12 protein-coding genes are annotated in these 13,359 nt (G+C 70.1%); 5 read left to right on the top strand and 7 right to left on the bottom strand.

Annotated features, from left to right (window positions below):
• Window positions 1-497: 497 nt before the first annotated feature.
• Window positions 498-3,278: a glycosyl hydrolase gene (locus ABEA26_RS31630; protein ID WP_345596962.1), complete on the top strand. Its 2,781-nt coding sequence runs from the start codon at window positions 498-500 to the stop codon at window positions 3,276-3,278.
• Window positions 3,279-3,389: 111 nt separating this feature from the next.
• On the opposite strand, the gene ABEA26_RS31625 is transcribed toward ABEA26_RS31630, so the two are convergent.
• Entirely contained in the window at window positions 3,390-4,412 is a 1,023-nt protein-coding gene (locus ABEA26_RS31625) for a LacI family DNA-binding transcriptional regulator (RefSeq protein WP_345596960.1), read from the bottom strand.
• A gap of 354 nt (window positions 4,413-4,766) precedes the next feature.
• Here ABEA26_RS31625 and ABEA26_RS31620 point away from each other — a divergent pair, with 354 nt between their 5' ends.
• Window positions 4,767-5,828 carry a beta family protein gene (locus ABEA26_RS31620; RefSeq protein WP_345596958.1) on the top strand — a complete coding sequence of 354 codons (1,062 nt, stop codon included), beginning with the start codon at window positions 4,767-4,769 and terminating at the stop codon, window positions 5,826-5,828.
• 167 nt (window positions 5,829-5,995) lie between these two features.
• Here ABEA26_RS31620 and ABEA26_RS31615 read toward each other — a convergent pair whose 3' ends face one another.
• From ABEA26_RS31615 to ABEA26_RS31600, 4 genes are all read right to left on the bottom strand, one after another.
• Complete coding sequence (locus ABEA26_RS31615; protein ID WP_345596956.1) at window positions 5,996-6,784, bottom strand: OBAP family protein; 789 nt, start codon at window positions 6,782-6,784, stop codon at window positions 5,996-5,998.
• 328 nt (window positions 6,785-7,112) lie between these two features.
• Window positions 7,113-7,814, bottom strand: coding sequence for a GNAT family N-acetyltransferase (locus ABEA26_RS31610; RefSeq protein WP_345596954.1), 702 nt, complete (start codon window positions 7,812-7,814; stop codon window positions 7,113-7,115).
• A gap of 346 nt (window positions 7,815-8,160) precedes the next feature.
• A complete protein-coding gene (locus tag ABEA26_RS31605; protein WP_345596952.1) occupies window positions 8,161-8,343 on the bottom strand; it encodes a DUF397 domain-containing protein in 183 nt (60 codons plus the stop codon).
• A complete protein-coding gene (locus ABEA26_RS31600; protein ID WP_345596964.1) occupies window positions 8,340-9,209 on the bottom strand; it encodes a helix-turn-helix domain-containing protein in 870 nt (289 codons plus the stop codon). The genes ABEA26_RS31605 and ABEA26_RS31600 overlap by 4 nt, the downstream gene beginning before the upstream one ends.
• 144 nt (window positions 9,210-9,353) lie before the next feature.
• Between ABEA26_RS31600 and ABEA26_RS31595 the strand changes: the two genes are divergently transcribed.
• From ABEA26_RS31595 to ABEA26_RS31585, 3 genes are all read left to right on the top strand, one after another.
• Window positions 9,354-9,839, top strand: a complete 486-nt coding sequence (locus ABEA26_RS31595; RefSeq protein WP_345596950.1) for an ATP-binding protein — start codon at window positions 9,354-9,356, stop codon at window positions 9,837-9,839.
• Between the two features lie 62 nt (window positions 9,840-9,901).
• Window positions 9,902-10,045: a hypothetical protein gene (locus tag ABEA26_RS31590; protein WP_345596948.1), complete on the top strand. Its 144-nt coding sequence runs from the start codon at window positions 9,902-9,904 to the stop codon at window positions 10,043-10,045.
• A 499-nt stretch (window positions 10,046-10,544) separates the two neighbouring features.
• Window positions 10,545-11,063: a transglycosylase SLT domain-containing protein gene (locus ABEA26_RS31585; protein ID WP_345596946.1), complete on the top strand. Its 519-nt coding sequence runs from the start codon at window positions 10,545-10,547 to the stop codon at window positions 11,061-11,063.
• Window positions 11,064-11,357: 294 nt separating this feature from the next.
• Here ABEA26_RS31585 and ABEA26_RS31580 read toward each other — a convergent pair whose 3' ends face one another.
• A complete protein-coding gene (locus tag ABEA26_RS31580; protein ID WP_345596944.1) occupies window positions 11,358-12,887 on the bottom strand; it encodes a helix-turn-helix domain-containing protein in 1,530 nt (509 codons plus the stop codon).
• A gap of 75 nt (window positions 12,888-12,962) precedes the next feature.
• A complete protein-coding gene (locus tag ABEA26_RS31575; RefSeq protein WP_345596943.1) occupies window positions 12,963-13,160 on the bottom strand; it encodes a DUF4236 domain-containing protein in 198 nt (65 codons plus the stop codon).
• Window positions 13,161-13,359: the final 199 nt, after the last annotated feature.

Genomic DNA, 13,359 nt, shown 5'->3' with positions numbered 1-13,359 from the left:
CGGTTCGACAGCCGGGTTGTAGGAAGTACGAAAAGCGAAGTGCGACGTACTGAGAACGTGCTTGGAACGTGTGCAGAGCCGCGGGGCACCCGGCCGTGAGCGGTTCACCACGGGCGCCGGTCAGCACCGGGTCGGCGCCCGGTGCTCGTCCGCGTGCGGGCCGGCCGGAGGGCTTACCCGGCGGGCGTGTCGGCGCGGACCGGTTCGGCTCCTTGCGCCAGGAGGTGGCCCGCATCCATGCGTCCCGTCAGAGCTTGAAGAGACAGTGAAGCCAGGGCGTGTCGAATTCTCCGGTTTGCCCCCATGGGTGCCTCGCCTTGTGCGATGTATTGACAACCGATTTCAAAGGTCTTACTTTTTCCGCCACCTGAGAGCGCTCTCAGCCGGGCTCTCCGACTCTCCCCACAAGGTTCCGCCGCGGCTCCAGGGCATCCGCCCCGGGCTGTCGCGACCGCCGCCGACGAGCCCGTCCCTCACGACGACACGAGGTGCACTCCATGCCAACTCCCCGATCACGGCCGGCTGCCGCGGTGGTCCTGGCCGCCGCGCTGGCGGCCGTGGGCATCGGCCCGGCCGCGAGTCCGGCGGCCGCCGCCACCGTCCCCGTAGGAGCCGGGAGCTATTCCGACACCCGGCCGCCGGGCACGACCGGCCCCACGACCAACACCGGCGCGCCGGTCACCCCGAAGGTCACGCAGGCCGCCAAGGACAGACCCGTGCCCACCAACGACTGGTGGTCCTCCCTCGCCTTCCAGCGCTACGGCGACAACCCGTACTCCACGCCCATGTACGGCCACCCGCTCACGTACCAGGCCGTCTCCGGCGGACTGGAGGTCGGCTACCCGACCAGCCCCGCCGTCGTGGGCGAGGGCCGCCAGTACGAGTACGCGCACAAGCGCGACCTCACCCTCGGCCTGAGCGGACTCAACTCGCCGGACACCAAGGCCGATGCCTGGTCCGACTGGACGGTCACCCCGTACTGGTCCGACGGCACCCGGACCCTGCGGACCACCATCGGCCACGGCATGCCCTTCGTCTACGCCCAGGGCTCCGGCGGCAGCGCCCGGATCACCACCGCGGCCACGCCGACCGTCTTCTCCGACCAGGGCAACGTCGTCGGCATCACGGTCGGCGGCCACCACTACGCCCTCTTCGCGCCGACCGGCAGCGACTGGAACATCTCCGGCACCACGATCACCGCCGGGCTCGGCGCCAAGGACTACTTCTCCCTCGCCGTACTGCCGTCCACCGACGCGCTCGCGACCTTCCGCACGTACGCGTTCAGCTTCGTCACCGGATCGCAGGTCGACTGGAGCACCTCCGACGGCATGGTCGGCGCCACGTACAAGCTGACCACCGAGGCCAAGGAGGGCACCGAACGCGGCACCCTCCAGGCCCTCTACCGGCACCAGTGGCTGAACACCACCGACACCCTCACGCCGTACACCTACGTCTCTCCCCGCGGCACCATGAAGGTCCGGGAGAGCGCCTCCTTCACCACCCGTCAGAAGGCCTCCCCGGTCCTGCCCGCGCTGCCGAAGACCAACGCGGTCGACACGTCCCGGCTGCGTACCCACCTGACCGAGGTCGCCAACTCCTCCGACCCGTTCTCCGGGGCGACGGACACCTACTGGACCGGCAAGGCGCTGGGCAAGCTCGCCCAACTGGTGCCGCTCGCCGACCAGATCGGTGAGACTGCGGTCCGCGACAAACTCGTCGGCCTGCTCAAGGGCCGCCTGCAGGAGTGGTTCACCGCGGGCGGGGCGAGCGAGTTCTCGTACGACAAGGACTGGAAGACCCTCACCGGCTACCCCGCCTCCTACGGCAGCGACGCCGAGCTCAACGACCACCACTTCCACTACGGCTACTACGTGTACGCCGCCGCGATCGTCGCCCAGTACGACGCCTCCTGGGCCGCGGACTCCGCCTGGGGCGGCATGGTCAAGACCCTGGTCCGCGATACCGCCAACCCGAGCCGCACCGACAGCGCCTTCCCGTTCCTGCGCGGCTTCGACGTCTACGCCGGACACAGCTGGGCCTCCGGCCACCAGGGCTTCGCCGCCGGCAACAACCAGGAGTCCTCCTCGGAGTCCACCAACCTCAGCGCGGCGCTGGTCCTGTGGGGCTCGGCCACCGGCAACACCGAACTGCGGGACCTCGGCAGCTACCTGCTCGCCACCGAGGGGGAGGCGATCGCCCAGTACTGGTTCGACGCCGACCAGCAGGTCTTCCCCGGCTCCTTCACCCACGACACGGTCGGCATGGTGTGGGGCAGCGGCGGGGCGTACTCCACCTGGTGGACCGCCAACCCGGAGGAGATCCACGGCATCAACGTCCTGCCCGTGACCGCGGGCGGCTCCCCGCACCTGGCCGGACACAAGGACGCGATCCGGCGCAACATCGCGGAGATGGAGCGCGAGAACGGCGGGCCCGCCGTCGAATGGCGCGACATCCTCTGGGAGTTCCAGTCGCTGGCCGACCCGGCCGGCGCGAAGGCGAAGTGGGACGCCGGCCACGCCGGGTACACCCCGGAGCAGGGCGAGTCCAAGGCACACACGTACCACTGGATCACCACCCTGGACGCGCTCGGCGCCCCCGACCCCTCGGTCACCGGCGACCTGCCCACGTCCGCGGTGTTCACCAAGGACGGCACCCGCACCTACGCCGCCCACAACCACGGCTCCACGGCCCGCACGGTCACCTTCTCCGACGGCAAGACGCTCACCGTGCCCGCGCGTTCCACCGCGACCGGGACCGGAACCGACACCGGCGGCCCGGACCCGGACCCCGAGCCGCCCACCGGCAACACCTTCCAGCTCCGCTCCGGCGGCGCCCTCACCACGGCCACCGGCGGCACGACCGCCAGCGACACCATCCCCTCGGCCGAGGGCCGCAACCACGACGGCACCCCGAACAAGCCCCTCGTCTACGAGGCCAAGGGCGTCAACGCCACCCTCAAGGCCGGCGCGTCCACCACGTTCCGCCTCCCGGTGGACGCCCGCACCGCCGTCGGCCTCGGCCAGCAGGCCCGCATCAGCTACGACCTCACCGGCGACGGCACCTTCGACCGGACCGAGACGTACCGGTACTTCGCCACCGACCCGGTCACCGGCTGGGAGGAGTACGACCAGACCCGCGGCCTGAAGGCCGCGACCGGCACCCTCGGAAACCTGGACGGGGGGACGGTACGGCTGGAGGTCTGGAGCGCGATCGGCAACGGGAGCGCGCTGCTGCGCACCGGCGGCGACACGTCCACGGTGGTCATTCCCTACGACTGACGCACCCGGCGGCCTCCGGCGGGTGACGGCGGCGGATGCGGGGCTCCGGCCCCGCACCCGCCGTTCGCCGTTCGTCGTTCGGGCCGAGCGCCCGTCAGTTCCGAGTGCCCGTCAGGCCGAGGCCCGGCACACCAGCGTCGTCCGGGTGATCACGGAAGCGGGTACCTCCTCGCCGGGCGCGTCCAGCAGACGCATCAGCAGCTTGACCATGATCCGGCCCATGCCCTCGATGTCCTGGCGGACCGTGGTGAGCGCCGGCTCCGCGGCCCGGACCACGGAGGCCATGTCGTCGAAGCCGACCACCGCGACGTCCTCGGGCACCCGCATCTTTCGCTCGCGCAGCGTGCGCAGCGCGCCCAGGGCCATCGTGTCGTTGGAGGCGAAGACCGCGTCGGTCCCGGGACACCGGTCGAGCAGCTCGCCCATCGCGTGCGCCCCGCTCTCCTCGGTGAAGTCGCCCTCGCACAGCAGCAGCGGATCGGCGTCGACCAGGACGTCGCGGTAACCGTGGATCCGGTCCATCGCCGAGGTCTGGTCGCGCGGCCCGGAGATGTGCGCGATGTGCCTGCGGCCCAGGCCGACCAGATGACGCACCGCGTCCCGGGCACCGCCGCGGTTGTCGCAGTCCACCAGCGGAATGCCCAGGTGCTCGCTGCCCGCCGGCCGGCCCCCGAGCACCGCCGGCACCCCGGTCCGGGCGATCAGGGACGGCAGCCGGTCGTCGTGCAGGGAGAAGGCGAGCGCGCCGTCGACGTGCCCGCCCCCCAGATAGCGCGCGATCCGTTCGTGGTCCTCGGGACCCTCTGCCCACAGCAGCACCAGCTGCGTGTCGTGGGCGGTCAGCTCCCGGCTGATCCCCCGTACGTGCTGTTTGAAGAACGGATCGGCGAACACCCGGAACTCGGGCTCCGCGATGATCACCGCGACCGCGCCGGTCCGCCGGGTGACCAGGGTGCGGGCCGCGTGGTTGGGCACGTAGTCCAGTTCCTCGACCGCCCGGCGCACCTTGTCGGCCAGCGCGGGCCGCACTCCCGCGCCTCCGTTGACGACCCGGGAGGCCGTCGCACGGGAGACGCCGGCGCGCGCCGCGACGGCTTCCAGCGTGGGACGGGCCCTCACGGTCTGCTCCGACACGGTGGGCGCTCCTTTTATGTGCGTCTGCTCATGTGCGTCTGCGATGGATCTGGCGACTGCTCTGCTGTTCTGCCATGAATCCGTGTGCCCCACAATAGACGCGAGCGACGGCGCTGAGAGCGCTTCCACGACGAGCCGTGTAGGCACCGGACTCGTCCAAACGTTCACCCACGTGTCGTCCCCTTGGCGCGTCGGACCACCGAACACCACCAAGCGTGCAACTTGCGTCACACCGTCACTACGCACTCGCGCACTCCGGCCATTCGGGCCGAAAGGGCTCCCTTTCCCGCGCATCGACGTACCCGGACCCTGGCGGGAAGGGAAAGCGCGCGGGCAGTGTCGAGGGGAGCCGCGATGTCCGAACCGCTCTACGTTCCCGTCCTGCCGGTCCGGCAGCACGCCCGGATGGCCTACGAACGCCTCCGGCCCGACATACAGGCGGCGGTCGCCCCGCTCTGGAACCTCCCAGCGTATCCGGGGACGACCTCGGCACAACTCAAGAGGGCCCACTGGCGGAAGGAACTGCACCGGGTGAGAGGCGTGCACCGGCGCTGGCCGTGCTGGATCGACGCCCCGTTCGCCGAGGCCGCGCAGGTATCGGCACTCGCCGCGATCCTGGCCGAGTACAGCGCCCTCAACCGTCTGCTCCGCCCGGTGACCGGTCCCGAGCGGAGCGAGGCCCAGCAGACGGCCGCGGTGGAGACCGCACGCCGCTGCGGCTGCGGACTCGGTGTCCGTGTCCGGATGCCGGGGGAGTGGGACGGAGGAGTCACCGGGGCCGTCGGCGCGCTGCTGGCACGGGTCGACCGGGAGGTACCCGTCGATCTGCTGCTGGACCTGGGTGCCGTCCTGCCCGGCCGCCCCGACGCGGGGAAAGAGGCGCTGCGCGCTCTGGACGCTCTGGTGGCACTGGCCGACGACTGGCGGACCGTCGCCGTGCTCGGTGGGGCGTTCCCCCACGTCACCGACGACATGATGCGGTTCGGTGAGCCGCACGACGAGCCCCGTGCCGACTGGGACATGTGGCACGAGGTACGGGCGGGTCACCGGGAACGCCTCTCGCGGCTGAGATACGGCGACTACGGAGTGCAGCCTGCCGCAGCCCTGGCGGCGGAGCCGGGGGGCGGGGGCCCGCCCTGGGGCGTCCTCCGCTACACCGCCGAGCGCTCGTTCGTGCTGTGCAAGGTGTGGAACGGGGGGCCGGACCGTACGACGGACATCCGGGCCGCCGCCCGCCGGATCCGTGACCTGCCCGATTTCCGCAACGCGGTCGCGAGCGCCGGGGAGACCTGGTTGCGGGACTGCGCGGACGGGCCCGCGACGGACAGCGAGGGCACCGGCACCCACACCCAGTGGCTCTGGGCAGGAAACGTCCAGCACATGACGTACGTCGTCCGATCCCTGCCCGGCACCTGAACCGGACCTCGGCGGAAGTGTCCCCAGTCTCCTGGCTCAGCCGAACAGCGGCGCCGCAGCCTCATCGCCCGACATGATCCGCCGGCCGGAACCCGCACCGTGCGGCTGGTGGACGCGCTCCGGCCGGCACGGTGGCCGCTCATCCGCGAGGGGTGAGCGCTGAGCGGTCAGCGCTTGAAGTCCATCTCCTCGATTCGGGTTTGCACCGTCCGGCCGCTTTCCCACGCGTTGGCGCCCGGTGCCACCTCCGGCATGGGGATGTCCGCCCGGTTCTCGCGCTTGCCCGAGGTGGAGAGACCGAGGCTGTCGTCCCGGGCCTGGATCATCTCGTCCGACGCCTGCCCGTCTGCGGTGAAGCCCATCATGAGCTGAGGGATGCCGTACGGGAAGTCGTCGCGGTCGTACTGCCACGTGTGGAACGTCTTCCCGTACGTGGTCACGAGGTCCTCGAAGTAGGCGTGCTCAGCCAGGTCCGGAATGCCGGGGGCGGTGAGGATGCCGGACTTGACCTCGTAGTGGTGGCTGTGCCAGAGCCGTTTCTCGTCCTCGGGCAGGCCGCGGAAGCGTTCCTCACTGATGATGTACTCGATGCCGATCAGACGGGCGTCGGGTGCGTTGCGGTCGAAGATCACGCACTGGTGCAGGTCGTGCTGGAGATGAATGCAGAAGTGCGTGGCCTCCACCTGCCGGCCCATGTCGTCGGCGTACATGTGGAAGCCGTTGAGGTAGGTGCTCATCGCGTCGAGGGGATACTTCGACTGCATGGCACCGGCCGCCAGGTCGAGTGCCCGGTGCTTGAGCGGATGCCCCTTCCCGACCTTGCTGATCGTGGCCACTTTGCGGCCGAACAGGAGACCGGCCGCAGCCGTCACTCCTGCCGCGACACCGATACTGACGGCCGCGGCCGGCCCCCGGCCGGAGCTGCGCGAGCGGTGCGTGCCCCTGGTGAGTGTCATGGGCGCCGAGTCCCCCGTGCCGGTCGAGCGTAACGGGCCGCGCACCGATGCTCCGAAACGACGTCGATTCGGCGCGGCCCCTCGCCGAGCCGCCCTCGGCGTGCGGCGTTGAGCCCGCCGAAGCCGATCCGGCTCATGGTGGCGCCCGGATCTGCGAGGTCGGGTCGCGCCGACACGGCATCCGTCCAGCACCCGACTCGTGCTCGGCTGCTCCCTGGTCACGGCCCTCGGCCATGACGCCTGCGGTCGGTGCAAGGACCTGAACTTACCGGGCGGAACAGGCCCCCCGCCGCAGGCGGCGAATGCCACGAGCGCACCGCCGAGACCGTCAGGGGGTGCGGAAGCCTTGGAAGGTGACCTGCCTGCGGGTCTTGAAACCGAGCCGCTCGTACAGCGCGAGCGCGCCGGTGTTCGCCTCGGCCACATGCAGGAAGGGGCGTTCGCCCCGGGCCAGGACGCGGGCGGTGAGCGCACCGACGAGGCGGGCGGCGTGTCCTTGCCCGCGTGCGTCGGGAGCGGTGCAGACGGCGCTGATCTCGGTCCACCCCGGAGGGCGCAGGCGTTCTCCGGCCATCGCCACCAGGGTGCCGTCCACTCGGACACCCAGGTAGGTGCCGAGTTCGCGGGTGCGGGGCCAGAAGGGGCCCGGCTGGGTTCGCGCGATGAGGGCGAGCATCTCGGGCACGCTGTCCGCGTCCAGTTCGACCACGCGGGCGTCGGACTCGGAGCCCGGTCGGTCGGGGAGGCCGTCACCGGGCCAGATCATCTGACGGCCTTCGAGGCGGAAGACCGGCTCCCAGTCCGAGGGAGGGATGGCCGGGCAACTGAACATGTCGGCGAAGGCGCCGGGACCGAGCAGTTCAACGAGGTCGGCCCAGTCCTTCGCGTCCGGGTCGGTGGACACGGCGGAGAAGGTCGCCACGTCCGTGAGGTAGGTGGCGGCCCGGCCGAGCCGGCGCGCGAGATGCGCGTGTCGATGGCCGAGCGACTGACCTACCGGGTCGTCGAGTACCGGGTCGGCGTCGTTCATCCTCGCGGTGTTCCCTTCCCTGCGGGCGTGACGGTCCGCCGCCCGGGGGCAGTTCCGTCAGGGCTCCGGGCGCGGCACTTTCGACGTACACGCGAGCCCCGCCTCGGATGCTCAGGGATCGGCGCCGCGACCTTCGGCCCCAATCCGACGCGTCGTACGAGCCTGCGCCCAGTCTTCCATCCGCAGCGGCGGCCGTGGCCGGCGCCCCTGCTGGCCGAAGCTGTCGGTCCGCGATCTGCGCACACTTGTGCGCCTTGGCATGCGGACGCAGCGCGAACCCTTGAGACTGCGAAAAGGCCCTGCCGCCCTTGATCGGGCGGCAGGGCTCACGCTTGACGTACGACCGTCAGGCCTCCCCGACGAACCCCGCCCATGCCTCACGCGAGACACGGACGATCTGACCGGCCTCGGACTTGGAGTCTCGAACGTGTACAACTTCCTTACCGGCCGCGACCTCGACGCACTGGCCGCCCTCGGTGTCGCTGTAGCTGCTCTTGAACCAGGTGAGTTTGGACTCGGCGGTGTTCATAGCTCTCCCAGCAACTTCTCGATGAACTGCGAGGACTCCCGCGGACTGAGAGCCTGCGATCGGATGATCCCATAACGTGCGGCAGCGAGAACCGTCTGTTCAGGGTCGGCTACGAGTGAGCTGATTGCGTGCGCCTCGGAGTAGACGAACTTATTGCCGTCCTTCCGAGTGACGATGGTGAACGGCCCGTTCACGCCCGCGTTGTCCTCGCAGTCGAGCGGCATGATCTGGATCTCGACGTTCCGCTTCTGTCCGATCAGAAGGAGGTACTCCAGCTGGCCGCGTAGTACGCCTGTGCCGCCGTAGCGGTGGCGCAACACCGCCTCGGTCATTACGAACCCCAGTAGTGGCGCGGGCTGCCGGTCGAAGATGTCCTGCCGTGCCAGCCGCGCGGTCACCCGCTGATCGATCGTCTCTGGGGTCAGAGGCGGGCGCCTCATGCCAAGCAGAGAACGCATGTACTCCTCGGTTTGGAGCAGGCCGTTGACGATCAACGCGTCGTACATGAGCAGCTCGATGCACTCCTTCTCCAGAGTTGCCATCCCCTGGAAGCGGACCGGATACTGAGCCCGCTCCACCTGCTCCTTCCACACCGTCAGCAACCCGCCCGCGTCCAGGACCTCGTCGGCGCGCTCGATGGTCCTGGGCGAGGGGATCCGCCGCCCCTGTTCGTACGACGCGACCGTGGACGCCGAATAACCGATCCGCCGCCCGAACTCCTCCCGCTCCAACCCCGCCCGTACCCGCAGCGTCTTCATCGTCTGCCCGAACGCGACGACCACGGCCTGGCCGGACGTGTCTGCCGTCGCCTGACCCGCGTCGTCCGCCACCACGGTGTCGGCCCCCTCGCGTGCAACCTCGGTCATCGCTACCGCCTCCCTGCCCCAACGCCGCCCCGGCGACCTCGTCACGCCGCGCACCGCGTACCCGTACCGCCACAACGCGTACAACGGGCCGCGTCGGTGCGTCACCACTGGTCACGCTACGCGACCGACGGCACCGTCGTCGGCATGACGAGCCAACTCCCCAGCCCCATCAGCGCCTCCCGGCCCACCCCTCCCAGCGACGTCTTGAACCACATTTTCGAGATGCGTTTCACCTCCACTCCACGGGGTGCCCGCCTCGCCCGTCGGCTGGCCGCACACCGGTTGGACGCCTGGGGAATGGCGTACGGCACCGACCCGCACGAGGAGATCGTGCTGATCGTCGGTGAGCTGACCGCCAACGCGGTACGACACGGCCACGTCCCCAGCCGGGACTTCCATCTGCTCCTGCACGCGAGCGAACCCGCCCGCACGGTCAGGATCGAGGTCACCGACACCCGTACTGAATGCACACCACCCGAACCGGACGCGCTGACCGCTCCCGACCCACAGGACACCAGCGGCCGAGGGTTGCTGCTGGTCGCGGGTCTCGCCACCCGCTGGGGTTGGCACCTCCGGCCTGGAGGTTCGGGCAAGACGGTCTGGGCGGAGTGCGTGTTCGCGGCGAGATGACCGCCGCGACTACTCTCCGTTCGCCCACCTCACCCCCCAATGCCCCCCTCTACCGTCAGGTCATGCGAACCTTCCTCGCCGCCAAGGAGCGACTCGCAGTGCATCTGAGGCCGGAGGACGTGTGCGCAGCCCTGCACGCGGCGAGCCGGCCCGCCGACCCGGATGCGGTGACCGATGCGCGTCCCCCGGCCGCGGCGGGCGCGTAATTCCGCGCGTACCGACTGACACTCCCTCGTCACGCGCGTCCTCGTGCACCACCTCGCCCGGTACCGGGACGCCGGCCTGCCTGACGACTCCGAAAGGTGACTGCGCCGTTTCGTCGAGCGAGGCAGCCGCCTCCGTGGGGTAGCGAGAGGTGACCGCTGGGTGACCGGCTGTGTGAGGGCGCGCACAGGGCTCACGTCACACGGGGCCGGGGTTAGTAGACGCCCGACGGCCGCTCGCCCGCGTGGTCGCCGCCCGTCCGGGCGAGTCGCGCGGCCGGTCTGCGAAGCGGCGTAGTAGGTCACACACTTGTCGCGGCGCCGGAGCGTTCCGCAGTGTGTTCGGCGTACCGGGGAGCCGAGCGCCGGGACCGGAACGGGAAGAGCCCGTCCGTGATCCAGACACCGGCCCTGATGACGCGAAGCCGCGTCCAACGCGGACACCGCGTCGCCGACCCCCCGTCGGCCTCCCCATCACGTTCCCGAATGGAGAGGTACACCCGTGCACACCATCATGCGCCGCCCCAACATCCGCAAGTCCGCCGTTGCCTCCGTCGCCGCTGCGGGCGCCGCCGCCGTCACCCTCGCCCTCGCCCCGAGCCCGGCACACGCCGCCGAGCCGGCCAAGGCTTCCACCGCGCAGCCCCAGGCCCAGACCGACAAGGTCGAGGCCATCGTCAAGGCCGGCGAGAAGAAGCACGGCGACGACCTCGACGGCTGGATCCGCACCGCCCTGGACGTCATGGACGCCAAGAACATCCCGGGCACCTACGACGGCCTGCACCGCAACATCATGCGCGAGTCGTCCGGCAACCCGAACGCGCAGAACAACTGGGACGTCAACGCCCAGAACGGCATCCCCTCGAAGGGCCTGCTCCAGACGATCCAGCCCACCTTCGACACCTACCACGTCAAGGGCACGAAGGACTCCATCACCGACCCGGTCGCCAACATCGTCGCCGCCTCCAACTACGCGGCCGACAAGTACGGCTCCATGGACAACGTCGACTCCGCCTACTGACCGGCGGACCCACCGACCGCCTGAGCCCCCGGGACAACCGGTCCCGCGCGGAGACCGGCGGGGCCCAGGCAGCACGGCGGGGCCGGAGGCACGACACGTCCCTCCGGCCCCGCCCGCGTCGCACCACCCATCACGTGTGCAGTGCCGGGCAATCCGTCCCTCAGCCCCTGTGCCCGGCAGACTCCTGACTCGGCCCAAAAGTCCCTGAGAAGTCCCACAGGCGAAACCGAATCCCCTCCTGGCCCGCATAAGTGCAGGTCAAGAGAGGGGGAACGGCGTTGATTCTGACGGCTCTCAGATGTCCCGGAAGATCTCGATCTGCGCCCCGATCGAGTTCAGCCGCTCCGCCAGGTCCTCGTAACCCCGGTTGATGACGTACACGTTGCGGAGCACGGACGTGCCCTCGGCGGCCATCATCGCCAGCAGGACCACCACGGCGGGGCGCAGGGCCGGGGGGCACATCATCTCGGCGGCGCGCCAGCGGGTGGGGCCCTCGACCAGGACGCGGTGGGGGTCCAGGAGCTGGAGGCGGCCGCCGAGGCGGTTGAGGTCGGTCAGGTAGATGGCGCGGTTGTCGTAGACCCAGTCGTGGATGAGGGTCTGGCCCTGTGCCGAGGCCGCGATGGCCGCGAAGAAGGGGACGTTGTCGATGTTCAGGCCCGGGAAGGGCATGGGGTGGATCTTGTCGATCGGTGCTTCGAGCTTGGAGGGGCGGACGGTGAGGTCCACCAGGCGGGTGCGGCCGTTGTCGGCGAAGTACTCCGGGGTGCGGTCGTGGTCGAGGCCCATCTCCTCCAGGACCGCCAGCTCGATCTCCAGGAACTCGATGGGGACGCGGCGGACCGTCAGCTCCGACTCGGTGACCACGGCCGCGGCGAGCAGGCTCATCGCCTCTACCGGGTCCTCGGAGGGGGAGTAGTCCACGTCGGCGTCGATGACCGGCATGCCGTGCACGGTGAGGGTGGTGGTGCCGATGCCTTCGACGCGCACGCCGAGGGCCTCCAGGAAGAAGCAGAGGTCCTGGACCATGTAGTTGGAGGAGGCGTTGCGGATGACGGTGACGCCGTCGTGGCGGGCGGCGGCGAGGAGCGCGTTCTCGGTGACGGTGTCGCCCCGCTCGGTCAGCACGATCGGGCGGTCCGGGCGCACCTGACGGTCGACCACCGCGTGGTAGTGACCCTCGGTCGCGGCGACGTCCAGGCCGAAGCGGCGCAGCGCGATCATGTGCGGCTCGATGGTGCGGGTGCCGAGGTCGCAGCCGCCGGCGTAGGGCAGCCGGAAGCGGTCCATGCGGTGCAGCAGCGGGCCGAGGAACATGATGATCGAGCGGGTGCGGACGGCCGCCTCGGCGTCGATGGCCTCCATGTCCAGCTCGGCCGGCGGCACGATCTCCAGGTCGGTGCCGTCGTTGATCCAGCGGGTGCGTACGCCGATGGAGTTCAGCACCTCCAGGAGGCGGTAGACCTCCTCGATGCGGGCCACGCGGCGCAGCACCGTGCGTCCCTTGTTGAGCAGTGAGGCGCACAGCAGGGCCACGCAGGCGTTCTTGCTGGTCTTGACGTCGATGGCGCCGGAGAGGCGCCGGCCGCCGACCACACGCAGGTGCATCGGACCCGAGTAGCCGAGAGAGACGATCTCGCTGTCCAGCGCTTCGCCGATGCGGGCGATCATCTCAAGGCTGATGTTCTGGTTGCCGCGCTCGATGCGGTTGACGGCGCTCTGGCTGGTGCCGAGCGCCTCCGCGAGCTGTGACTGTGTCCAGCCCCGGTGCTGCCGGGCGTCACGGATGAGCTTGCCGATGCGTACGAGGTAGTCGTCTGCCATGAGATTGAGGCTATCTCAGATATGAGATGGCGCCTCTCGGGGGGTCCGTCAGGGTGAGGGGATGTCAACGCCGCCTCAATGATGCCTGGTCGAGCGGGTGCGCCGCCATCCGAAAGGTCCGGGCAAATCCATCGATGTCGTACGGCGTCCCGTGCTGCTGCGGGTGTGGCGTGGGCCGTTCCCGCCGCCGGTGGTGACGGACCAGGAACGTTTGTTGATGTTCAGCCGTACTCCAGGGAGGATCCGGAAGCTCTTGCGGAACGTGAGGGGCATCGTGCTCCTTCCGGGTCGCGCCGGGTGTTCCCGGCGGACATCGGATACCCCCGTTCGGCGTACTGATGGCCGCACGGGTCACTCGGGGAGGGTTCGGGGTGGGGTGTACGCCACAGCACGCCACACCGCGCCCGGGCATGACCAGCTCGCCCCCATGTACTAGAGTTATCTCGACATCGAGATATCTGCCGAGGCGCAC

Origin of the sequence: Streptomyces marokkonensis, assembly GCF_039539045.1 — a bacterium.
Lineage (GTDB): Bacteria > Actinomycetota > Actinomycetes > Streptomycetales > Streptomycetaceae > Streptomyces > Streptomyces marokkonensis.
This window is presented reverse-complemented; position numbering and strand designations above follow the sequence as displayed.

Excerpts from the sequence above, each read along its gene's own strand:
- ABEA26_RS31630 (WP_345596962.1), top strand. The coding sequence starts at position 498 with ATGCCAACTCCCCGATCACGGCCGGCTGCCGCGGTGGTCCTGGCCGCC.
- ABEA26_RS31620 (WP_345596958.1), top strand. The coding sequence starts at position 4,767 with ATGTCCGAACCGCTCTACGTTCCCGTCCTGCCGGTCCGGCAGCACGCC.
- ABEA26_RS31615 (WP_345596956.1), bottom strand. The coding sequence starts at position 6,784 with ATGACACTCACCAGGGGCACGCACCGCTCGCGCAGCTCCGGCCGGGGG.
- ABEA26_RS31610 (WP_345596954.1), bottom strand. The coding sequence starts at position 7,814 with ATGAACGACGCCGACCCGGTACTCGACGACCCGGTAGGTCAGTCGCTC.
- ABEA26_RS31605 (WP_345596952.1), bottom strand. The coding sequence starts at position 8,343 with ATGAACACCGCCGAGTCCAAACTCACCTGGTTCAAGAGCAGCTACAGC.
- ABEA26_RS31600 (WP_345596964.1), bottom strand. The coding sequence starts at position 9,209 with ATGACCGAGGTTGCACGCGAGGGGGCCGACACCGTGGTGGCGGACGAC.
- ABEA26_RS31595 (WP_345596950.1), top strand. The coding sequence starts at position 9,354 with ATGACGAGCCAACTCCCCAGCCCCATCAGCGCCTCCCGGCCCACCCCT.
- ABEA26_RS31590 (WP_345596948.1), top strand. The coding sequence starts at position 9,902 with ATGCGAACCTTCCTCGCCGCCAAGGAGCGACTCGCAGTGCATCTGAGG.
- ABEA26_RS31580 (WP_345596944.1), bottom strand. The coding sequence starts at position 12,887 with ATGGCAGACGACTACCTCGTACGCATCGGCAAGCTCATCCGTGACGCC.
- ABEA26_RS31575 (WP_345596943.1), bottom strand. The coding sequence starts at position 13,160 with ATGCCCCTCACGTTCCGCAAGAGCTTCCGGATCCTCCCTGGAGTACGG.